General features: G+C 61.0%; 21 protein-coding genes and 1 pseudogene. 13 read left to right on the forward strand and 9 right to left on the reverse strand.

Translation table 11 applies throughout. The features are described from left to right. The first annotated feature begins 21 nt into the window (after positions 1 to 21). Positions 22 to 1,215: a YeeE/YedE thiosulfate transporter family protein gene (locus P0Y65_12150; protein ID WEK02959.1), complete on the forward strand. Its 1,194-nt coding sequence runs from the start codon at positions 22 to 24 to the stop codon at positions 1,213 to 1,215. A 100-nt stretch (positions 1,216 to 1,315) separates the two neighbouring features. Here P0Y65_12150 and P0Y65_12155 read toward each other — a convergent pair whose 3' ends face one another. Continuing rightward, a complete protein-coding gene (locus P0Y65_12155) occupies positions 1,316 to 1,765 on the reverse strand; it encodes a M3 family metallopeptidase (protein WEK02960.1) in 450 nt (149 codons plus the stop codon). A gap of 27 nt (positions 1,766 to 1,792) precedes the next feature. Between P0Y65_12155 and P0Y65_12160 the strand changes: the two genes are divergently transcribed. The 8 genes from P0Y65_12160 (at position 1,793) to P0Y65_12195 (ending at position 7,367) form a co-directional block, all read left to right on the forward strand. After that, positions 1,793 to 2,038, forward strand: a complete 246-nt coding sequence (locus tag P0Y65_12160) for a hypothetical protein (protein WEK02961.1) — start codon at positions 1,793 to 1,795, stop codon at positions 2,036 to 2,038. Between the two features lie 197 nt (positions 2,039 to 2,235). Then, positions 2,236 to 2,775 (forward strand): flavin reductase family protein, encoded by a 540-nt coding sequence (locus P0Y65_12165; protein WEK02962.1) that lies wholly within the window; start codon positions 2,236 to 2,238, stop codon positions 2,773 to 2,775. A gap of 33 nt (positions 2,776 to 2,808) precedes the next feature. Next, positions 2,809 to 3,042, forward strand: a complete 234-nt coding sequence (locus P0Y65_12170; protein WEK02963.1) for a hypothetical protein — start codon at positions 2,809 to 2,811, stop codon at positions 3,040 to 3,042. A 5-nt stretch (positions 3,043 to 3,047) separates the two neighbouring features. Beyond that, positions 3,048 to 3,596 carry an alpha/beta hydrolase gene (locus tag P0Y65_12175; GenBank protein WEK02964.1) on the forward strand — a complete coding sequence of 183 codons (549 nt, stop codon included), beginning with the start codon at positions 3,048 to 3,050 and terminating at the stop codon, positions 3,594 to 3,596. 125 nt (positions 3,597 to 3,721) lie between these two features. Next, on the forward strand, positions 3,722 to 4,171 hold the full coding sequence (locus tag P0Y65_12180; GenBank protein ID WEK02965.1) for an Rrf2 family transcriptional regulator: 450 nt from the start codon (positions 3,722 to 3,724) through the stop codon (positions 4,169 to 4,171). Between the two features lie 652 nt (positions 4,172 to 4,823). Further along, positions 4,824 to 5,888 carry a methionine ABC transporter ATP-binding protein gene (locus P0Y65_12185; GenBank protein ID WEK02966.1) on the forward strand — a complete coding sequence of 355 codons (1,065 nt, stop codon included), beginning with the start codon at positions 4,824 to 4,826 and terminating at the stop codon, positions 5,886 to 5,888. Beyond that, complete coding sequence (locus P0Y65_12190; protein WEK02967.1) at positions 5,881 to 6,555, forward strand: ABC transporter permease; 675 nt, start codon at positions 5,881 to 5,883, stop codon at positions 6,553 to 6,555. Before P0Y65_12185 ends, P0Y65_12190 begins: the two co-directional genes overlap by 8 nt. A gap of 26 nt (positions 6,556 to 6,581) precedes the next feature. Beyond that, positions 6,582 to 7,367 (forward strand): MetQ/NlpA family ABC transporter substrate-binding protein, encoded by a 786-nt coding sequence (locus tag P0Y65_12195; protein WEK02968.1) that lies wholly within the window; start codon positions 6,582 to 6,584, stop codon positions 7,365 to 7,367. 580 nt (positions 7,368 to 7,947) lie between these two features. Here the strand turns inward: P0Y65_12195 and P0Y65_12200 are convergent. Then, on the reverse strand, positions 7,948 to 8,586 hold the full coding sequence (locus P0Y65_12200; GenBank protein ID WEK02969.1) for a TetR/AcrR family transcriptional regulator: 639 nt from the start codon (positions 8,584 to 8,586) through the stop codon (positions 7,948 to 7,950). Positions 8,587 to 8,692: 106 nt separating this feature from the next. Here P0Y65_12200 and P0Y65_12205 point away from each other — a divergent pair, with 106 nt between their 5' ends. Both P0Y65_12205 and P0Y65_12210 read left to right on the forward strand, forming a co-directional pair. Further along, positions 8,693 to 9,580 (forward strand): alpha/beta hydrolase, encoded by an 888-nt coding sequence (locus tag P0Y65_12205; protein ID WEK02970.1) that lies wholly within the window; start codon positions 8,693 to 8,695, stop codon positions 9,578 to 9,580. Continuing rightward, on the forward strand, positions 9,577 to 9,939 hold the full coding sequence (locus tag P0Y65_12210; GenBank protein WEK02971.1) for a VOC family protein: 363 nt from the start codon (positions 9,577 to 9,579) through the stop codon (positions 9,937 to 9,939). The genes P0Y65_12205 and P0Y65_12210 overlap by 4 nt, the downstream gene beginning before the upstream one ends. A gap of 554 nt (positions 9,940 to 10,493) precedes the next feature. Here the strand turns inward: P0Y65_12210 and P0Y65_12215 are convergent. Then, positions 10,494 to 12,773: an excinuclease ABC subunit UvrA gene (locus tag P0Y65_12215; GenBank protein WEK02972.1), complete on the reverse strand. Its 2,280-nt coding sequence runs from the start codon at positions 12,771 to 12,773 to the stop codon at positions 10,494 to 10,496. Positions 12,774 to 12,826: 53 nt separating this feature from the next. Between P0Y65_12215 and P0Y65_12220 the strand changes: the two are divergent. After that, positions 12,827 to 13,114: pseudogene (locus P0Y65_12220) on the forward strand (hypothetical protein). Between the two features lie 215 nt (positions 13,115 to 13,329). Here P0Y65_12220 and P0Y65_12225 read toward each other — a convergent pair. Further along, positions 13,330 to 14,262 carry an alpha/beta hydrolase gene (locus P0Y65_12225; GenBank protein ID WEK02973.1) on the reverse strand — a complete coding sequence of 311 codons (933 nt, stop codon included), beginning with the start codon at positions 14,260 to 14,262 and terminating at the stop codon, positions 13,330 to 13,332. 145 nt (positions 14,263 to 14,407) lie between these two features. Between P0Y65_12225 and P0Y65_12230 the strand changes: the two genes are divergently transcribed. Then, positions 14,408 to 14,821 carry a MarR family winged helix-turn-helix transcriptional regulator gene (locus P0Y65_12230; GenBank protein WEK02974.1) on the forward strand — a complete coding sequence of 138 codons (414 nt, stop codon included), beginning with the start codon at positions 14,408 to 14,410 and terminating at the stop codon, positions 14,819 to 14,821. Positions 14,822 to 14,881: 60 nt separating this feature from the next. Here P0Y65_12230 and P0Y65_12235 read toward each other — a convergent pair whose 3' ends face one another. The 5 genes from P0Y65_12235 to P0Y65_12255 form a co-directional block, all read right to left on the reverse strand. Beyond that, a complete protein-coding gene (locus tag P0Y65_12235; protein ID WEK02975.1) occupies positions 14,882 to 15,361 on the reverse strand; it encodes a nuclear transport factor 2 family protein in 480 nt (159 codons plus the stop codon). Positions 15,362 to 15,546: 185 nt separating this feature from the next. Then, on the reverse strand, positions 15,547 to 16,584 hold the full coding sequence (locus P0Y65_12240; protein ID WEK02976.1) for an NAD-dependent epimerase/dehydratase family protein: 1,038 nt from the start codon (positions 16,582 to 16,584) through the stop codon (positions 15,547 to 15,549). An 18-nt stretch (positions 16,585 to 16,602) separates the two neighbouring features. Further along, positions 16,603 to 17,595 carry an AraC family transcriptional regulator ligand-binding domain-containing protein gene (locus tag P0Y65_12245; GenBank protein ID WEK02977.1) on the reverse strand — a complete coding sequence of 331 codons (993 nt, stop codon included), beginning with the start codon at positions 17,593 to 17,595 and terminating at the stop codon, positions 16,603 to 16,605. A 311-nt stretch (positions 17,596 to 17,906) separates the two neighbouring features. After that, positions 17,907 to 18,506: an NADPH-dependent F420 reductase gene (locus P0Y65_12250; GenBank protein ID WEK02978.1), complete on the reverse strand. Its 600-nt coding sequence runs from the start codon at positions 18,504 to 18,506 to the stop codon at positions 17,907 to 17,909. 30 nt (positions 18,507 to 18,536) lie between these two features. Then, positions 18,537 to 19,271, reverse strand: coding sequence for an SDR family NAD(P)-dependent oxidoreductase (locus P0Y65_12255; protein WEK02979.1), 735 nt, complete (start codon positions 19,269 to 19,271; stop codon positions 18,537 to 18,539). Between the last annotated feature and the right edge of the window lie 45 nt (positions 19,272 to 19,316).

Genomic DNA, 19,316 nt, shown 5'->3' on the forward strand with positions numbered 1-19,316 from the left:
TATCTGTTCTGGGGGCTATACGTGACACCACCTGCCATTCGCTTCGGCATTCCACTGCTTATCGCCATCGGGTTGATCTGGGGCTTTCTCGCCCTCAATTCCGGAGGGCCCGAGGGCCGTCCGCTGGCCTTTTCGCTCGCGATCGGGGCCGCCTTCGGCGCCGTGCTGCAGCGCGGCCGTTTCTGCTTCTATTGCAATTTCCGCGACCTGATCGAAAAGCGTGAAGCGAGCGGTGTGATTGCAATCCTCGTGGCGCTGGCGGTCGGCGCCATCGGCTATACGATCATTTTCGGCGCCTGGTTGCCGACCCCCGCTCCCGGCCGCCTGCCGCCGACCGCCCATATCGGGCCGGTCAGCGTTACATTAGTCATCGCCGCCCTTGCCTTCGGTGTCGGCATGGTGATTTCCGGCTCATGCCTTTCGGCCCATTTTTATCGCCTGGCCGAAGGGTCAGTGATTTCGCCTTTCGCCATTGTCGGCGCAGGCCTTGGTTTCGGCCTCGGCTTTCTCACATGGAACCCGCTCTTTCTCGCGGTGACCAGCAATGCCTTCATTCTCTGGCTGCCCAATGTGCTGGACTATGCCGGTGCGCTGCTGGTGACGCTGGCTTTGCTGATCGGCCTCGGCATTCTCACGCTTTGGTGGTCCCGTCCGATCCAGCCGCAAACTGCAGAACCCCTGACCCTGCGGGAGGCCGGACAAGCCATTTTCATCCGCCGCTGGCCCGGTGTTCTGGCCGGCATTGCCGTGGGCGTGATTTCTACCTTCGCCTATTTTCGCGTGGCGCCGCTGGGCGTGACGGCGGAACTGGGCTCCATCGTCCGCACGGCGGGCATGCAATGGTCGCTCCTGCCCGGCACGCTGTTCGGGCTCGACGGGTTGCGCGGCTGCGCCACGGTGATCAAGGAGGCGCTATTGTCCAATAATGGGCTCTTCGTCATCGGGCTGATCGGCGCCAGCTTCATCGCCTCGCTCATTGCTGGCCAGTTCAAGCCGCGGCGCCTGACCGGGCTGGATGTGGCGCGCGGCCTCGGCGGCGGACTTCTGCTCGGCTGGGGCGCGATGACGGCACTGGGATGCACGGTTGGCGTCTTGCTCTCAGGCATCCACGCCGGCTCGCTGTCGGGCTGGATCTTCCTCTTCGCCATGTCGCTGGGCATTCTCGCCACTCTCTGGCTTGGCCGCCGTTTGCGGTCCCGCTTCGCAGCCGCGTGAGACACGGCTCCGCCAGGCGGAGCCGGTTATGCCATGGCTGTCTGGATGCCCCGGCCCTCCAGCAGCGCTTAACCGTCGGATCGCGGCCCCGGAACAGGCGTTAGGCCTCGGCAAAGTCGCGCTTGCCGCCGGCCGAATAGATATACTGATAGAGGCGGGCCGCCGTTCCCGGATCGAAGGGATCGCCCGCCTCCTCGAGGGCGCCAAAGCCGTCGGCATCGAGCACCTCGCTCCACAGATAGCTGTAATAGCCCGTCTCATAGCCATCGTCGGAGAACAGATGCAGGAAAGGCGTGCTGCCATGGCGCAACGCGATCTCGTGCGGCATGCCGATGCTGTCGAGCACGCTCTTTTCGAAATCGGCAACCGAACCGGTCATCGGCTGGCTGTGATAGTCCATGTCGAGAATGGCGGATGAGACAAATTCCACCGTCTCGAAGCCGGAATTAGCGATACGCGCGCTGCGCATGCGTTCCAGCAGACCTCCGGAATGGGCGCGCCCGTCTCGACATGGCTGAAGTGCGCGGGGACCTGGAGTTGCTCGAGCCACTGTTCATAGATCTGGCTTGGCAATTCGATGAAGTCACGCGCCATGATCTTTGTCTCGCTCGATCTGGGCGTGGTCCGGCATATCAGTGACCGCGTCGCCGTGATGAATGACGGCTTTGTTGTCGAGGAAGGCGATGTCGAGCAGGTGTTCACCGCACCCACCCGTCCCTATACCATGGCCTCGTTGAGGGCCCAGCCCAGGGTACCAACTATAGCAGGACCTCAATCGGCGAGGCGCGACGGCTCCATTAATCAGCCACGAAGGGAAACTTAGTCACTGCATCTCACGCCCTCGGGAAAGTGGATCTATGGGCTCTCGGCTTTCCATCGAATGGTCATCGTCTACTAATTTGGTAGACATAAATTCTCGACCATCGATGAAGTTGAAAAAACCGTGCTCTCGCTGGCTCTCGTCCTATTCATGAGGTCGTCTTACTCTTTTGCCTTCGAACGTCAGCATCTGGGGGTCTCATGTCCATCGTCGATTTTGCCACCTACGCCGCCCCCACCGCGCCATTGGGCACGGCCGATGTCCCCAGTTTCAAGAGCGCCATGGGGCGTCTAGCTGGCGCCGTCTCGGTCATCACCGTCGGCACTGGCGAAGCACGCACCGGCTTCACCGCCACTTCGGTTTCCTCATATTCTATGGACCCGCCGACCATCCTCGTCAGCGTCAACAAGAATTCCTCTTCCTGGCCGGCCCTGCTCGAAGCGCGCTCCTTTGCCGTCAATATCCTCGCCCATGGCCAGGCTGAAGTCGCCGACCGTTTCGCCGGTCGCGGCGGCATCAAGGGCAGTGACCGCTATGTCGGCTGGGACTGGGAGCGCCTCGGCACCGGCACGCTCGGCCTCAATGGCGCCGTCTCGGTCATCGACTGCGACCTCGACGAAGCCATCGAACGCCATTCGCACGCCATACTGCTTGGCCGGGTCCGCTCGGTCGACACCGATCCCCATATTTTCCCGCTGCTCTATTGGAGCGGCGGCTACCAAAATCTCGCAGGAGTCTGACGCCTCTTTAGTCCCAACCCAGGAGAAGCATCCATGATCCCGTTTTTTGGCATCCTTTCACCAGAAGTCGTCAAGCATGCTGATGCGGAAGAAGCCCCGCTCAAGAAGAGTTTTTTCGGCGGCCCATCCGACACCGATGACAACTACATCCCCTTGACTCGCGCCGAGAGAGACGCCTGCTATCTCAATGGAAAACTTGGCAAAATCGATCCCGTCGAGGAAGTCGCCTTGCGCCCCTTCTCCTCGGTCGCACGCTACTATTTCTGACCGCCATGACGCGCCCGATCCTCATCGTCCCGGGCCTGCACGGCTCCCAAGCCGGCCATTGGCAACACTGGTGGCGGCAGGACCACGCCGATTCCAGCATCGTCCAGCAGGCCGATTGGTCACATCCGCTGGAGTCAGAATGGCTTGAGGTTGCCGAGCGCGCTATTTTCCGCCGCCCTGACAGTCTGGTTATCGCTCACAGTCTCGGCGCGATCCTCGTCGCCAAGCTGGCCCGCAGCCGCGTCGCCAGTTGCATTGCCGGTGCCCTGCTCGTCGCACCCGCCGACATCACGCGCACCTCGCTGAGGCACCACCGCACCTACGAATTCGGCGCCATGCCGCAGGATCGCATTCCCTTCCCGACCCTGGTCGTCGCCAGCCAGGACGATCCCTACATGCCCTATGCCAAGCTCGTCACCCTTGCCGGTCTCTGGGGCAGCCGCATCCATGACATGGGTCATGTCGGCCATATCAATGTCGAAAGCGGCTTCGGCCGCTGGACCCAAGGCTATGCCCTTGCAGCATCTATTCTTCCGCAGCATCAGCTGCCTTGACCCGGAGCGTCGCCATGACAGCCCCGGAGAACAGAATGCTCTTGTTTAGAGAGTTTCTAGACATTAATTACCGTCTCAGACCGGCCCCGGAGATCGAGGCCGCTTCCCTGGGATGGCGCAAATCCATGCTGACGAAAAAAGGCAAATACGGCCTCAAGGCCTTGTCGGCGCTGGCAGAATTGCCGCCGGGCCAGCTCGCCTTTGTTAATGACATCGCTACGCGCAACAACATCCCGAAAAAATTCCTCGACGCGATCCTCGCCGAACTGCGCAATGCCGGCTTCGTTCACAGCCGCAAGGGCAAGCTGGGTGGCTATTGCCTCGCCAAACCGGCCGAGGACATCCAGATCGGCCACGTCGTCCGCGTGCTCGATGGTCCGCTCGCGCCCATCCCCTGCGCCAGCAAGACCCGCTACCAACCCTGCCCCGATTGCGACGAAGCCATCTGCCAGGTCCGACACCTGATGCTCGACGTCCGCAACGCCATCGCCCAGGTGCTCGACAACACCAGTCTCAGCCAGATGCGCTCCATGGGCGGGGCCGAGGCGCTTGAGACTGGATTGTCGACCAGCTAAGCGACACCTCGGGAGTGTCAATGCGTGTGATCGAAGCAGTTACGCGAGCAGAAAAGTCTCACTAATGAATCGATGCCGGTTTCAGTAGACGCTCCGTAAGTTTACCTGCTGACGGCTCAACGGCTATCAGCCCCCGCGCCTTGAGAACCGGCACGACACTATCCGCAAAACTCCGCAAGTCCGCCGGCAACACCGGACACATCACGCTGAAGCCGTCGTATCCGCGATGTCATTCGCAGTGCCTGCCAGCACGTAGTGACCGCGGCCCCCGCCCACGCGTCAGCCCGGCGTCTCCGGGGTGGTTTGCCGACCGACCACTTTTACGCTCGTTCTTATGAAAGCTGTCGTTCTTGGGGTGTTGCTCTCGGGCATTCGCGCTGGCTCGCCGTCAGGTTGATTTTTTTCGCCCTGTCGCTAGGCATTGCAATTGCCCCCGCGGCGACGCGGCGTTTACGGGCCGGTTTCTCTCCGACCTGATTGTACTGGAAATGGTCGATAGGAGGAAAGCCGGCGCAGGCGGGACGGAGTTTGCCCCGATAGTGAAACCGGCAGGCAAATAAGCTAGTAGGCACGGATCAATTGGATTCCGTTCCCTCGACAACCTTTGGGCGGAAAGACGACAACATTCATCGAGAATGCAAATGGACTTGCCGTGAGCCTTACCCATCCCGTCGAAGCTGCCATCGAAATCCGGAGCGTCGAAAAGACCTATCCTGCCAAGGGTGCCAATGCGGCGACCACGGCCTTGCACCGTATCGACCTGGATGTGCCCAAGGGGTCCATCCTGGGCGTTATCGGGCGGTCCGGCGCGGGCAAGTCCACGCTCATCCGCCTGGTCAATGGGCTCGAGCGTCCAACCGCAGGGTCGGTTGCCGTCAATGGCGCCGTGATATCGGCGCTGGACGAGGTCTCGCTGCGCCAGGAGCGACGGTCGATCGGCATGATCTTCCAGCATTTCAACCTGCTGGCGCGCCGCACGGCGCTGGCCAATGTCGCCCTGCCGCTCGAGATTGCCGGTGTGCCGTCAGCAGAGATCAGGAGACGCGTTCTGCCGCTGCTTGACCTCGTCGGGCTTGCCGACAAGGCGGGCCGCTACCCGGCTGAGCTGTCCGGTGGGCAGAAGCAGCGTGTTGGCATTGCCCGGGCCCTGGCGACCAATCCCAAGGTGCTGCTGTCGGACGAGGCCACCTCGGCGCTCGACCCGGAGACGACCGAACAGATCCTCACGCTGCTGCGACAGGTCAACCGCGAGTTGAACCTGACCGTGTTGCTGATCACCCATGAGATGGCCGTCATCAAATCGGTCGCCGACCGGGTGGCCGTCATCGATGGCGGCAGTATCGTCGAGGAGGGCGAGACCTTTGACCTCTTTACCCATCCCCAGCATGCCACGACGCGCAATTTCGTCTCGGCGCTGACGGGAACGCAATTGCCCGCCCATCTCGCCGTGAACCTCGCCAGCAGCCCTGCGCCCGGCAAGCGCGCCCTGCTGCAGCTGACCTTCCGTGGCGCGGGCGCCGATCATCCTTTCCTCTCCACCCTGACGCGACGGCTCGATGTCGACCTGGGCATTGTCCAGGCCAAGGTGGATCATATCGCCGGCCGGCCATTCGGAACGCTGATCGTGGCGGTCGATGCGGATGCGGCCAAGCTGGCGGCGCTCAAGGCAACTGCCACCGAACTCGGTCTTGAAACGGAGGTACTCGGCTATGCCTGACGTGTTCTCGCCCCAGATTCTTAAGCTCATCTATGATTCCGTCGGGCAGACCTTCTACATGGTCGCCGTGTCGGGGATCATCGGCACGCTCATCGGACTGCCGCTTGGCGTCTTCCTCGCCACCAGCCAACGCGGTGAACTGTTCGCGGCGCCGGCCGCCAATGCCATCATCGGCTTGATCGTCAACGCGGCACGATCCACGCCCTTCATCATTCTTGTCGTGGCCATCGTGCCGCTGACGCGATTGATCGCCGGCACGTCCATCGGCACCAGTGCGGCCATCGTGCCTCTCACGATAGCCGCGGCGCCCTTCATCGCGCGCGTCATCGAGGCGGCGATCCGCGGCGTGGACCAAGGCCTGATCGAGGCCGCTCGCTCGATGGGCGCCAGCCCGCTGCAGATCGTGCATAAGGTGCTGCTGCCCGAGGCCCTGCCAGCCATCACGCTGGCCCTCACGCTGACGCTCGTCAGCCTCATCGGCTATTCGGCCATGGTGGGTGCCGTCGGCGGCGGCGGGCTCGGCGATCTTGGAATTCGGTTCGGCTACCAACGCTTCATGCCTGACGTCATGCTGGCGGTGGTCCTCGTGCTGATCGTGCTCGTTCAAGGCGTACAAAGCCTTGGCGACTTCCTGGCGCGTCGCTTCGACAAGCGTTCGCGCCACTGACCTTTCCTCCTCAAAAGGCTATTGAAATGACCTTCAAGTCTCTCACCGGCGCACTGATCGTAGGTACCGCATTGTTCGCCACCCCGGCCTTTGCCGAAACCATCAAGATCGGTGTCACGCCCGGGCCGCACGCCCAGATTCTCGAGGCGGTCAAGCCGCTGCTAGAGCCGCAGGGCATCGAACTCGAGATCATCGAATTCTCCGACTACGTGATCCCCAACGAAGCGCTGTCCTCGGGCGAGCTCAACGCCAATTCATTTCAGCACCAGCCCTATCTCGACAACCAGGTCCGCGATCGCGGCTATGCCATCGAATCCGTGGCGACGACGGTCAACTTCCCGATCGGCGTCTATTCGGACAAGATCGAGAGCATTGAAGACCTGCCGGAAGGCGGCAAGGTCGGTATTCCCAACGATCCAACCAACGGCGGCCGCGTGCTGCTGCTGCTGGAAGACAATGGCGTTATCGACCTCAAGGATGGCGTGGGCACGGCCGCCAGCGTGATCGACATCGTCGATAACCCGAAAAATCTTGAATTCCTTGAGATCGATGCGGCCCAGTTGCCTCGCGCCCTGCCCGACGTCGATGCCGCCGGCATCAACACCAATTTCGCCGAACAGGCGGGCCTTGATCCGGTGAACGACCCCATCTTGCGCGAAAGCCCTAAGGGCCCCTATGTCAACGTCATTGCCGTGCGCAGCGAAGACAAGGACCAGCCTTGGGTCAAGGCGCTGGTCGAGGCCTATCACTCCGATGAGATCAAGTCGTTCATCGACGACACCTTCAACGGCGCTGTTCTCGCAAGCTGGTAAGCTATCCGTTGACGACCGGGTTTGGAGGGCGGCCCTGAGACATCAGCGTCGCCCTCTTTCTTTCCGAGGAGACAGAATTTCCAGAATGGAAGTTTGCCTGTCATCCGGCCAAACCATTGCGGCTTCTGCAAAGTCGATGAGGGAGAAACGCGGCAAACCGTGGTGCGACGGCACGTAAGTTCGGATCACTCTTTATCCCTCAAAGTGCGAAAACCAATTTCTCCAAAGCCGCCCGCTGCCATACGGCTTTGCCCGGGGCGCTGATTGAGCGGCCGCCGAGTAGCCCATCTCCGTCTCAGACCATGCGAAAGCGGAGGCGATATTGTGATGGAGCGCGGTGTGCGAGATGGGATGACTGATCCAACGCCTTCCCGTCCCTAAGTACGGCAAGTTTTGGGACTTCGCAATTTGGACATAGACGACCGCAATGGGGTCGAGTGAAGACGGGCGCCTTCTGGGTGGTAACCGGCCGCTCTCGGTTGACATGCGCCGTTAGCAGACGGGCCGCTGGCGAATGTCCAGCCGGCAACAGTCATTCTGGAATGCCGAGTCTGTTTAAAATAACGCCCAGACGGGGCCGTCATCTATGACCGTGGGCTGCAAGAAACACCCGCACGGCTTCTTTTGAGTAATCCTGCCTCTGCTCGTCGGTCGGCAAGGCATCGTCGCCCAGCAGCATGGTGCGGTTGACGGGTTCAGCCATGCATAGCCAGTTGAACGTGGTTGCCGCGATGGAGGGTGCGGGACAATCGAGCAGCCGTTTGGCGTGAAGCCTTTCGAAAATGCCGGCGAGGGAATCGATGGATCGCTGTGGGCCATTGGCATGAAATGCCCGAGCAAGCTCAGGAAAACGGGCAATCTCACCGATCACCAGGCGCCGGAGCTGCATCAGTGGCGGGGTGAGCGCGATCGACATTTGTCGATAAGCATAATCTTGCAGATAGGGTCGCAGCTTATCATCAGTGTCGGGCTCGGCAGGCGCGGTGTGCACTTTCCGGCTGGCCTCGCCGACCATGGCCTCGACCACTTCGATGAACAGGGCCTCCTTGCTTCCGAAATTCTTATAGACAGTCTGTTTAGCGACGCCGGAAGCTGCCGCAATTTCGTCCATGCTGGCGCTGACAAAGCCCGCACGCTTGAAGGCCTCGGTTGCAGCAGCAAGCACGCTGGCGCGCTTGCGCTGGGAACTTGTAGCCATCTTGTGATCGTCGCCGTCCATGTAGCCTCTCCGTGCTTGACAATCATACTGAACGGTCTAGTTTTGAGCAAGCATGAAGACTAGACAGTCTCGTCTAGTTCACATTTTGCGCGGAGGGGATGCAGCGATGAAATCAAAACGTCTGATTACCTTGGGGGTGGTTGTCCTATTGGTCCAAAGTGCCCAGGCCTTTGAGTCGGGTCGGATCGAGGTATCGACGATCGGGGAAGGCGAGCCTGTCATCCTGGTGCCCGGTTTGAACGGCTCGCCGGGCGTGTGGAATGATCTGCTGCCGAGCCTTGATGGGTATGAGGTTCATCTGGTGCATGTGAAAGGCTTTGCAGACCTGCCTGCAGAGGATAACGCGACGGGCGAGATCCTCGTCCCCGTCGCAAGCGAACTGGCCCGATATATTTCCGACGAGGACCTCAATGAGGTCTTCCTGATCGGCCACTCCATGGGCGGTATGGTTGCCACCCTGGTTGCGGCGCAGCAGCCAGACGCCGTTGCCGGGCTGATGACTGTCGATATTCCGGCCTATTTCGGAGAGATGATGGGCATGCCGCCCGAACAGGTCATCGGCATGGCTGATGGTCTCAGGCAACAGGCCATGGCCCGCGGCCATGAGGAGCGCGTTGCGGCCGAGACCGCCTTCGTCACGGCGGGCATCCTGGACGCGTCGAGGCGTGAACCCTTCATTGCCGAGATGACCGCTTCCGACGCGACTGTCAGCGCCCAGGCTCAACATGACGTGATGGTCGCCGACCTCAGGCCGGTACTGGCCGGCATCACCGCGCCGACCACGGTCGTCTTTGTCATGCCGGCCGCTGCACCTGACATGACCGATACGGATATCGAGAGTTTCTATGCCGACCAGTATCAGGACATCAAGGAGTTGAAGCTCGAATTCATCGACGATGCCGGACACTATGCCATGATCGACCAGCCCGAACATTTCGCCGCGCTGGTCAAACAATTCCTGTCTCAATCTGACAAATCTGGAGAAGTGCAATGACCATAACGGTTCAAGGTATCTATGCTGCGACCGTAACGAAGGATTTTGACGCAGCAGTGGCTTGGTACGAGCGCCTTATGGGCCGCCCCGCCGACGACAAGCCGATTCCGGGCATGGCCCAGTGGCGCAATATGGGCGCAGCTGGATTGCAGGTCTGGGAAGACGCGGAGCGCGCCGGACAGTCCATCATCACCATCGTGGTGCCCAATCTCGAGCATGAAAAGATCAGGCTTGCAGCAGCAGGCCTGATCTTGATCAACGAAGCCCGCGGCGAATTCGGCGCGGTAGGCCAATTGTTCGATGATGAGGGCAACCAGATCAATCTGAGTGAGCCGCCGAAAGGTTTCGTCAACCGCTAGCCGGACCCTTGATTACCATTGGGTGCGAACGGCAGCTATCGGAGGCTAATAATTCACAATCGGATGCTCGGAAGTGGGGTCGTCACCACACTGACGGTTCTAGGCGCCAGGATACCGACAGCGTCCGGGTGGCGAACAGACGGTCCGCTTCTAATCAAAAACAACAAAAGGCATAGGTAATCGGGCTCGCTCTGAGCATGAGACGAGCTTCTTGATGTGCCTTTGTCAATCGAACGGAAAAGGGACGGATATCGATATCCCGGCGGCTCTGATCAGGACCGCCATGACGGAAATGACCAACGCCCGGGCGCTCTACAAATCGATCGAAGAGACGGGCCTTGAACTTTATGGCCCATTCCTTCAAGGATGCAGCGGCAGTTGGAAGCGAGACTCTCGTTTCCCTCCTTATCGGCGTGACCGTTAATCGACACACTCTCGGTTCTGGTCCACTGGCTGAAATGGACTCGGAGACCTTCCAGGGCGTTTTGGCTCGACGCCACCACAATCTTCTTGAAATCTAGCCAGGCGGTTAACTTGCCCGTCGCGAGCCACTGCTAGGTCGCACGGGGCACTTTGCCAGTCGCGTCGCGTCCTGCAAGATAGCCCGATAAAAACGGCGCCGTGATAGACTTTACGTCATCCAACAACGCCGCGACCTCGCCGGCGAAGGTGATCTTGCCGCCACGCCGGCCGGCGCCAGGTCCCATCTCGATGATCCAATCGGCCTTGGCCATGACCTCCAGATTGTGCTCCACCACGACGACGGTTTTTCCGCGATCCAACAGCCGCTGAATCAGCTCGATCAACCTGTCGACGTCGGTCATGTGCAGGCCCGATGTCGGCTCATCGAGAAGATAGACTTCGCTGTCGCGGCCAAGTTCATCCGCCAAACGGAGCCGCTGGCGCTCGCCCCCCGACAGCGAGCTCAGGCTTTGGCCAATCGGCATATAGGACAGCCCGACATCTTTCATGCGCTCCAAGGGCGCGCAGATGTTCTGGAAGGTAGAGAAGAAAGCGCGCGCCTCTTGAGCTGTCATCAAGGCGATGTCGGCGATCGTCTTTCCCTTGATGCGGACAGCGAGAGCCTCGGCGGAAAAGCCGCTGCCGTTGCAGCTTCCGCAAAGGCGCTCTTCACTGTCCATGAACGCCAGATCCGTGCGGATCACACCCGCACCTTTGCAGGCGGGACAAGCGCCCGAAGCGTTGGTGCTGAACAGGCTGCCTCGCTTCCCGCTCTCTTTTGCGAAATGCGAACGAATGGGTTCGTGAACGCCAAGGTAAGTCGCCGGTGTGGACCGTCGTGATCCTCCCAAGGCGCTTTGATCTATGCGCACGACTCCTGGATTTTGTTGGGCCATGAGTTTGGTCAGGGTAGATTTACCGGATCCAGCTACCCCCACAACGACCGTGAGCATCCCAAGCGGTATCGTCACGTCGATGTTCTTGACGTTGTTCTGCGTGCCTCCGGCGACGCCGATATATCCGCTCGCCACTTTCTTTCTATTCTGCAAGGTGCGCGGCGCCAGGAACGCGCGAGCGGTCGGCGAGGTCGAACCGCGGAACGCGTCGAGCGATCCGTCAAACACGACATTGCCGCCATTGCGACCCGCCCCGGGTCCGATATCAATGATGTGATCCGCGACCGCGATGACGTCCGGATCGTGCTCGACGACCAAAACCGAATTGCCATTGTCTCTCAGCTGCTGAAGCAGCTCGGTCACCTGATGGACATCGCGCGGATGCAGTCCAGTGCTTGGTTCGTCGAAGATATAGGCAATATCAGAAAGGCTGCTGCCAAGGTGGCGAACCATCTTTATGCGCTGGGACTCGCCACCGGACAAAGTTGGAGTTTCGCGATCGAGGCTGAGATACTCCAATCCAAGACCGACCATTGCATGCAGCCTATCCGTTAGACCATCGACAACCGCCTTCGTGTCCCGATCGTCGATCTTGACCAGGAACTCGATCAGGCGGTCGATCTCCATGCCAGAGCAGTCGGCAATGCTCTTGCCTTTGATCCTGGACGCCAACACCTCGGGCTTGAGCCTCCCGCCACCGCAGGCTGGACATGGACCACGCGTCAAGACACGCCCAAGCGCTTCCCTTTCGGTATCGTTGGCGGCTTCTTTTTCGCGGTTGATGTAAGTGCGCCGAAATCGAAAAAGAACAGACTCGTATTGGGAGCTGTCATACCACCCCGGCAGGGGATCGGTGACCTTTGCTCCAGTGTCGTCCACGAGCCTCGCCCATTCCGCCTTGGTGTAGTTGGTGAGGGGCTTGTCATTGTCGAAGAAGCCAGTGAGCGCGTAGCGCTTCCAGCGATATGAGCCAACATGCCACCCCGGGAACCTGAATGGCCCTTCATTCATGGTTTTGGATTTGTCCAACAGGGCATCGAGGTCAATGTCGTCTACTTTTCCGAGCCCCTCGCATTCCGGACACATGCCCTCGACGTTGTTGAACGAGAAGGCGCTTGCCTCACCGACGAACGGCTTTCCCAAACGGGAAAACAAGAGCCGAAGGAGCGCGCTGATATCTGTCGCGGTCCCCACTGTCGAACGCGCATTTCCGCCAAGGCGCTTTTGGTCGACCAAAATGGAAACCGGCAGGTTCTCCAGTCGGTCGGCGTCAGGTGTCCCATAGTGCGGCAGTCGATGGCGAATGAATGTGCTGTAGGTTTCGTTGAGCTGGCGCTGCGACTCCGCGGCGATCGTGTCGAAGACCAGCGAGGACTTTCCTGAACCCGAGACCCCCGTAAACACCACGATCTCATGCTTGGGTATGGACAGCGTTACGTCCCGCAGGTTGTTGGTTCGCGCTCTGACGATGTTCATGGGCGCGCCGCCTCGCTTTCGTCGTCCCATGCTTACCGCCATCCATCGTAAGTATCGTAAGTATCGAAACTGAGAATAGGAAACTCGGTTCCAAGATTGTTCGGGTCGTTCGGCATGTTGGCGTCAAACGGGCGCTGAAATTCCGACAGATATGGTCGAGAACGCGAAGGTAGAATGAGGGACCGAACGCTGCTCGACTTGGCCATCGATAGCAAACTTCGCGGCTGTGACTTGGTGAAATCAAGATCGGCACGGTAGTGGCAGGGCCGACCATCCGCTCCAGATCGATGGTGATTCAGCAGAAGACCGGAAAGCCTGTCCAGTTCGAAACAACCGGTGACAAACAGGAGCTGGCGCGGTCCAGGTCGATTGGCGAGCGTGCCTACCGTGAGGACAAGCGCCGCACTCATGAGATCGCTGACAGGGAGCGCCCAAATTTCTGGAATGCGGACTGTCGGCTTCCAAATCCAGATGGCAGAAAGCAGATAGGATCTGCTTCTTTTCCTGCCCCGATTGGCGATGTCGTGCTAGGCGTTCTTGAACACGGCCGCCGTTGCTAATCCCAAGAACCGAGGTGCCTCCGGTAGAATGGCACCAGCTTGTCTATGGCCTGGCTGACATATTCGGGCTTGTAATACATGTCGTAGTGGCCGGCGCCCTCGACCACGAAGAAATCCTTGGCAGTGGCAGGCGACAGATTGAACAGGCGTTCGCCCCCTTCATATTGCTTGCTGGGGCCCCGGCGGCCACCAACGATGACCTGAAGCGGCTGGGTCAACAGCTCGGGGACAAGGTGAAAGGCGTCAAAGCCCAATATGCTGCCAAAGCTGGTGAACAGCAGGCGGTTGGTGGAGCGCGGGTGGCGATATGTGGTCTCGCGATAGAACGTGACGGCCTCAAGCATGTCAGGCTCGGCAATGCCCTGTTCCCTGGCCTGCTTCAGGCTATCCGGAATCCATGGGTCGCGGCGCGGTTCGCCTCCACGGGCCTGCGCCGTGCGCGCCTTGCCAATCGCATCGATCGTCTTGAGGAGATCGTCCTTGCTGGGCTGGAACTGGCGGAAGGCGGTGCCGATGTCAATTGCCACCACGGTGCCGATCGCCTTGAGGCGGTGTTCCGTCAGTGCTGCGTGGATGCCGTAGCCGCCACCGGCACAAATGCCAAGCAGCCCGACGCGGTTCTCGTCGACAAAGCGCAAGGTCATCAGGAAATCGACGGCCGCGCGGATGTCCTCGGCGCGGGTAGCAGGATCTTCCAGGTCCCGCGGCTCACCGCTGCTTTCGCCCTGGTAGGACGGATCGAAGGTGAGGGCGATGAAGCCTTGCTCGGCCATGCGGGAGGCATAGATGCCGCCGATCTGTTCCTTCACGCTGCTCCCCGGCGTGGCCAGAACCAGAGCCGCATAGGTCCTGTTCTCGTCGAAGTCGGGCGGCAGATGCAGATGGCCGGCGATATCGATATTCCGGTTCTTGAACCAAACCTGTTTCACGGCAGCTCTCCTTGGGGTGATTTGTTGGCAAACGGATGCCCGGCCTTGGACCATTGATCCCGCCCGGCGACTGGTTCATAACGAACCAGACCCAATATGGTTCTCATATTGAATAATTCAAGAATGGAACTAAATGGACGCAACCTTGGCTCAGCGTATCTTTCGGCTCAACCTTCAGCTTTCGACGGAGACGCTCACTGCGGCGACGCCGGAGATCGAGGCGCTGGGTCTTGAGCCCAAGGCATTCTTCGTGCTCGACGGCGTGGAGGCGCAGCCCTATCCCGCGACGCTGGCCCACCATCTGTCGATGCCCAAGCCGACGATCACGGCTCACCTCAAGGCGCTGGAAAGCGCGGGACTGGTAACGCGCGCCATCGATCCGGCAGATCTTCGCCGCCATCGCATCGCGCTGACCACCACCGGGCGCGTTGTCCTGGACAAGGCCCGGGGCAGCCTCGCGCGCCACTATGGCGACCGGCTGGCCCGGCTGGATGGCGAAAATGTGCAACACTTCGCCCGGCTCCTCGAGACGCTGACCCGCGAGCCCGGCCGGTCATAGGGCGGCCGGTTCGCGCCAGAAGCCAGAGCGGTCCGTCCGGCTCCTCGGCAGCTCGAGTCGCTAGTTCTGCGGCGGGAAGAATGCGTCGCCGGTGATTACCTTCTCGGCGAATTCCCACACACCATCATTGCGCACGAACCGGTGCTGGTGACGACCCGCACCCAGGAAATGTGCCGGACGGCCCTCAACCACCAGGTAGGCGGCTGTGTACATCCGTGCAGTGGCGGTTCCGGCATCCTCGTCGATCTCGATGATGAGGTTTGAGGCGATGTGGCGCCCGAATGCCGTTGCCATGGGCGGAGGCAGCGTTGTGGCCAGCATCTGGGCCACGGCCGGCTCCCCGGTTGCTGACGGGGGCTCGGCCAGGTCCGGACGCGCGATGACCAGCGTGCCGTTGGAGAACATGGCGGCGAGGCCGGCGTAGTCGCGCTGATCAAGCGTCTCGATAAACTCATGCTGCAGGTTGGTGATTTCGGCATAGCTTCCGTCATCGGCGTGAGCGACCGAGACAATGACCGACATCGCCACGATAATGGCCATGGCCCAGCGGACAGGCGGCGTGTTTGCAGGGATTTCGACGCTGCGTTCATTTCGATACTCCCAGGTTTGGTGATGACGACAAGCTTAGGAACGTGACGATCCGGCAGCCGCTGGCGTCAAAGCCAAGGTGCTCCGCGATCTGACGTCCAGGGATTTTGATCCGGGGAGGCGGACCCGGCCTTCGGTTATGAGTGCTTGATCAACGCGCGATCGAGCATGCTGCGACCGGCGTCGACAATGGCCTGCCTGGGGTCGCGAGGCGTCCAGCCGAGAAGGTGACGTGCTTTTTCGTTGGAGGTTTTCTTCGCATAGCCAAGATCGGGGACAATCGCGCGCATCTGGGGATTGAAGAGCCCCATCAGGCGCAGCACAAAATCAGGAATGGTCCTTGTGGGCACCCGCGTGGCGTCGGTACCAAGCTCTTGCCGCAGGATGGCAGCAACCGCCTTCATGGCTAGGGCCGGGCCATTGGACAGCAGAAGGCGCTCGCCGGCCGCTTCGGGATGGAGCATCGCGGCAATGTGGGCAGCCGCGACGTCGCGGACATCGACAATCGGGAAATAGATATTCGGCATGGCCGGCATTGCGCCCGACAGCAGGCGCTCGATCACATGGTTGGCGCCGGAAATGTCCTTGCCCATCACGGGGCCCATCACGGCAACAGGCAGCATGGTTGTGAGTTCGGTGTCGCCGCCTTCCCGCGCAATGAAGTCCCAGGCGGCACGCTCGGCCAGGGTCTTGCTCCGGCCATAGGCATCGACACCGGGGCCATCGAGCACGCTCCAGTCAGCCTCGGTGAAGACATGATCGCCATGCGGATGCCCCCAACTCACGGCATGAAAGGCCGATGTCAGAACCACTCGCCTGACCCTGGCGTCCCGTGCTGCGCGCAGAACCCGAAGGGCGCCTTCGCGCGCCGGCCTGATGACATCATCCTCGTTCTCGACATGCCCGGCATGAACTGGCGAGGCGACATGCAGGACGAAGTCGACGCCGCTGACGGCCTCTGGCCAACCAGCATCCTGCATCAGATCTGCAGCGACAAAGCTCAGCTCGTCGAGATTGGCGGCCCCGGCGTCCACGAGAACCTGCCGCACCGCACCTTCCCTGGCGAGCGAACGCAGCGTCGCGCGGACAACGTAGTCCTTCTCAAGCAATTGAACGATGAGGTGGCCGGCAATGAAGCCCGAGCCTCCGGTGACGAGTACGACTTGTTTGGACATGATAGCGACCTTGGTAAGTTATGCCTGGTTGGCGCCATGTTGGCGGCGCCACTGCTGCGGCGTTGTGTTTTCCCAGTTGCGGTAGGCCCGGACGAAGGAATTGGGTTCGACAAAGCCGATCATCATGGCAATGGCCACGGGGTCGAGTTGCGTATTGGCCAGCAGGCGATTGGCAATCACATGCCGCGCGCCAGCCAGCTCCGCCTGGAAGCTTGTCCTGGTTTCGCCCAGGCGGCGTTGCAGCGTCCGGATGCTGAGGTTGAGGCGCCGGGAAACCGCAGAAACTGTGGTTTCGCGCCCTTCGCTCAGCTGGCGGGCAATAGCTGTCCGAACCTCGAGCGCCAGGGCCGCATGGCCGTCACGGGCATCCAGCTGTCCCTCCATCGCCTGCAGCACATCGGCGAATGTGCCGGAATTTGCCGTCACAAACGGAACATCGAGTGTGGAGGTCTCAAACACCATGACGTCGTGTTCCGCGCCAAAGCGGATCTCGCACCCGAAATGTTCGCTCAGGAGCGTATGAAGGGCGGGCCGACGCGCCAGTTCGAGGCGCAGCGGGCGCACCTGGTCACCCGTGCCCCGCAAGGCCAAGGCCGCAAGGGAAGCCATGGTCGTGTCGACCAGCAGGCGTGGAATAGCGTCCATCGCTGCCAGCCAGCGATAGTGGACGGTGGTTTCCGACCCCACGCTCTGGACCTCGACCAATTCAGGACAGGTGAGGCGCTTGTAGCGCGACAGGGTCTTGAGCGCGCCACGGAAATCGGGCGCATGCAGTGCAACGATAGAGGCTATGCCGTAGCCGCGATCAATGCCATGAGCACCAAAGCGCAATCCCGCATCGGGGCTGTCCAGCAGGGTCTCGGCTGCCGACCAGATGCGGAAGAACTCATCGGTGGTCCAGGCATTTGACAGTGCAACGCCGGCAAGGTTGCAGGCGAGGGCCAGAGGAAAATTGGTGCTGCGAAACACCTTGTCGGGCAATGAGAACGTGGTCGGGCTTGTCATGGCCATAGAATAGGTCGCGCGCTGACCATTACAAATCCGATCGCGCCAAAATGCCCACTGGATCGTCAATGGAGCGATGTGGGGGCATCAACCGCATCATGTAAGGTAAGTTTCGGGCTGGCCTCACTGGGGTGGAAAACTGACTGGCCGGTTCCAGGCCAGGATGCGCAGGAACGGGCGCTTGTCCTTTAAAAAGGAGGCCGCGACACCGCCGCCAACGGCTGCGCAGCGCTACAGCCGCGAGATAGCTGATCGCGCGCTGCTGAAGGCATCAGCGCGGGATCAGGTCTTGGCGTCGCATCACCGGTTGGGCTAGTCTACTGCTCCTTCTTGAGCAGGTCCTTGAAGATTAGCGGGCCCCAGATGCGGCCGCGCGCATGCACCAGTGCGCCACCCTGATCGAGCTTCCCCAGGTCAACAGGGGCAAAACCAAGTCGCTTCGCCAAGGCGGCCACTGGCGGAATCGCATCCGCATCGTCGCTCGACAAGAAGACCACCCGGTGACCGCCATCGACCTCCGGATCAGTCGCCAGTGTGGCCGCAAGGAGGTGGTTCCACCCCTTCACCAGCTTGGCACCGCTGAACGCTTGGCTGACAAAGGCGGAGGACAGCAGGCCGTTCATATCCTCTAGGGGTAGATTGCTGTTCATCGCGTCGACCACCGTCTTGCCCTGCCAACTGGGCAGCGCTTTGGCAACGTCGGGGTGCGCCTCGAACCGGACCGCGAGCATGATGATGTCCGCCTTGACGGCCTCCGCGAGCGTTTTTGGGATAACGGTCGGCCCGATCGCCGCCGCTTCGGCTGCAAAGCTTGCCGGGTCGCGTGTCGTGGCAACGGAAACTTCGATGCCGTTACGGGCAAATGCCTTGGCCAGCGCCTGGCCAATGCTGCCGAAGCCGATAATTGCGTAAGTCATGATTTTCTCGTTAGGTTCAACACGTCGGGGTCAGACTTGCGCCAAGCCGCCATCCACGGCGACTTCGCTGCCGGTCATGAAGCTGCTGTCCGACGAGGCGAGAAATGCGGCCACCGCGCCGACTTCCGCCGGATCGCCCATGCGCTGGAGCGCCGTCATCGCGCCGTAGACCGCCAGCCCCTCCGCTCCAAGCGCCGCCTTGGCCAGTTCGGTAGCCACGGAACCGGGCGTCAGGACATTGACCCGGATGCCGCTTCCCTTGAGGTCTTCCGCCCAGGTCCGCGCCAGGTTGCGCACGGCTGCCTTGCTCGCGCCATAGGCGCTGAAGCCCGGGGCTCCCGTGGTGCCGGCACTCGATCCGGTGAGGATGATCGAACCGCCCGGACCCATGAGCGGCAATGCCTTCTGCACGGTGAGGACGGTCCCTTTCACATTGGTGTCGAAAGCCTCGTCGATATGCTCGGCGGTGATCTGGCCGAGCTTGAGCGGACCGCCCGTGCCGGCATTGGCGAAGACGATGTCGAGGGTGCCGCGCTCGGCTTGCACGGCCGCATAGAGCCGGTCGAGGTCTGCCTCATCGGCGACCGAGCCCTGCACCGCGCGGGCATTGGGCCCAAGCTGTGCAATGGCAGCATCGAGTGCGTCCTGCCGGCGGCCGAAGATGAAGACTACGGCGCCTTCCTCGATGAAGCGATGTGCAGCGGCGAGGCCGATGCCGGTTGCGCCACCGGTAATCACGGCGGTCTTGCCATTCAGTCTGGTCATGTTTTGCATCCTTGGTTTCATTAATTCGGCTTTGGGCGAGGTCGC

Source organism: Candidatus Devosia phytovorans, from assembly GCA_029202405.1.
Lineage (GTDB): Bacteria > Pseudomonadota > Alphaproteobacteria > Rhizobiales > Devosiaceae > Devosia > Devosia phytovorans.

Bases quoted from the DNA above. Each gene is read 5' to 3' on its own strand.
- P0Y65_12180 (WEK02965.1), top strand. From the start codon at position 3,722: ATGCTGACGAAAAAAGGCAAATACGGCCTCAAGGCCTTGTCGGCGCTG.
- P0Y65_12250 (WEK02978.1), bottom strand. From the start codon at position 18,506: ATGACTTACGCAATTATCGGCTTCGGCAGCATTGGCCAGGCGCTGGCC.
- P0Y65_12165 (WEK02962.1), top strand. From the start codon at position 2,236: ATGTCCATCGTCGATTTTGCCACCTACGCCGCCCCCACCGCGCCATTG.
- P0Y65_12190 (WEK02967.1), top strand. From the start codon at position 5,881: ATGCCTGACGTGTTCTCGCCCCAGATTCTTAAGCTCATCTATGATTCC.
- P0Y65_12240 (WEK02976.1), bottom strand. From the start codon at position 16,584: ATGTCCAAACAAGTCGTACTCGTCACCGGAGGCTCGGGCTTCATTGCC.
- P0Y65_12235 (WEK02975.1), bottom strand. From the start codon at position 15,361: ATGGCCATTATCGTGGCGATGTCGGTCATTGTCTCGGTCGCTCACGCC.
- P0Y65_12255 (WEK02979.1), bottom strand. From the start codon at position 19,271: ATGACCAGACTGAATGGCAAGACCGCCGTGATTACCGGTGGCGCAACC.
- P0Y65_12245 (WEK02977.1), bottom strand. From the start codon at position 17,595: ATGGCCATGACAAGCCCGACCACGTTCTCATTGCCCGACAAGGTGTTT.
- P0Y65_12215 (WEK02972.1), bottom strand. From the start codon at position 12,773: ATGAACATCGTCAGAGCGCGAACCAACAACCTGCGGGACGTAACGCTG.
- P0Y65_12170 (WEK02963.1), top strand. From the start codon at position 2,809: ATGATCCCGTTTTTTGGCATCCTTTCACCAGAAGTCGTCAAGCATGCT.
- P0Y65_12200 (WEK02969.1), bottom strand. From the start codon at position 8,586: ATGGACGGCGACGATCACAAGATGGCTACAAGTTCCCAGCGCAAGCGC.
- P0Y65_12195 (WEK02968.1), top strand. From the start codon at position 6,582: ATGACCTTCAAGTCTCTCACCGGCGCACTGATCGTAGGTACCGCATTG.
- P0Y65_12160 (WEK02961.1), top strand. From the start codon at position 1,793: ATGAAGTCACGCGCCATGATCTTTGTCTCGCTCGATCTGGGCGTGGTC.
- P0Y65_12175 (WEK02964.1), top strand. From the start codon at position 3,048: ATGACGCGCCCGATCCTCATCGTCCCGGGCCTGCACGGCTCCCAAGCC.
- P0Y65_12205 (WEK02970.1), top strand. From the start codon at position 8,693: ATGAAATCAAAACGTCTGATTACCTTGGGGGTGGTTGTCCTATTGGTC.
- P0Y65_12210 (WEK02971.1), top strand. From the start codon at position 9,577: ATGACCATAACGGTTCAAGGTATCTATGCTGCGACCGTAACGAAGGAT.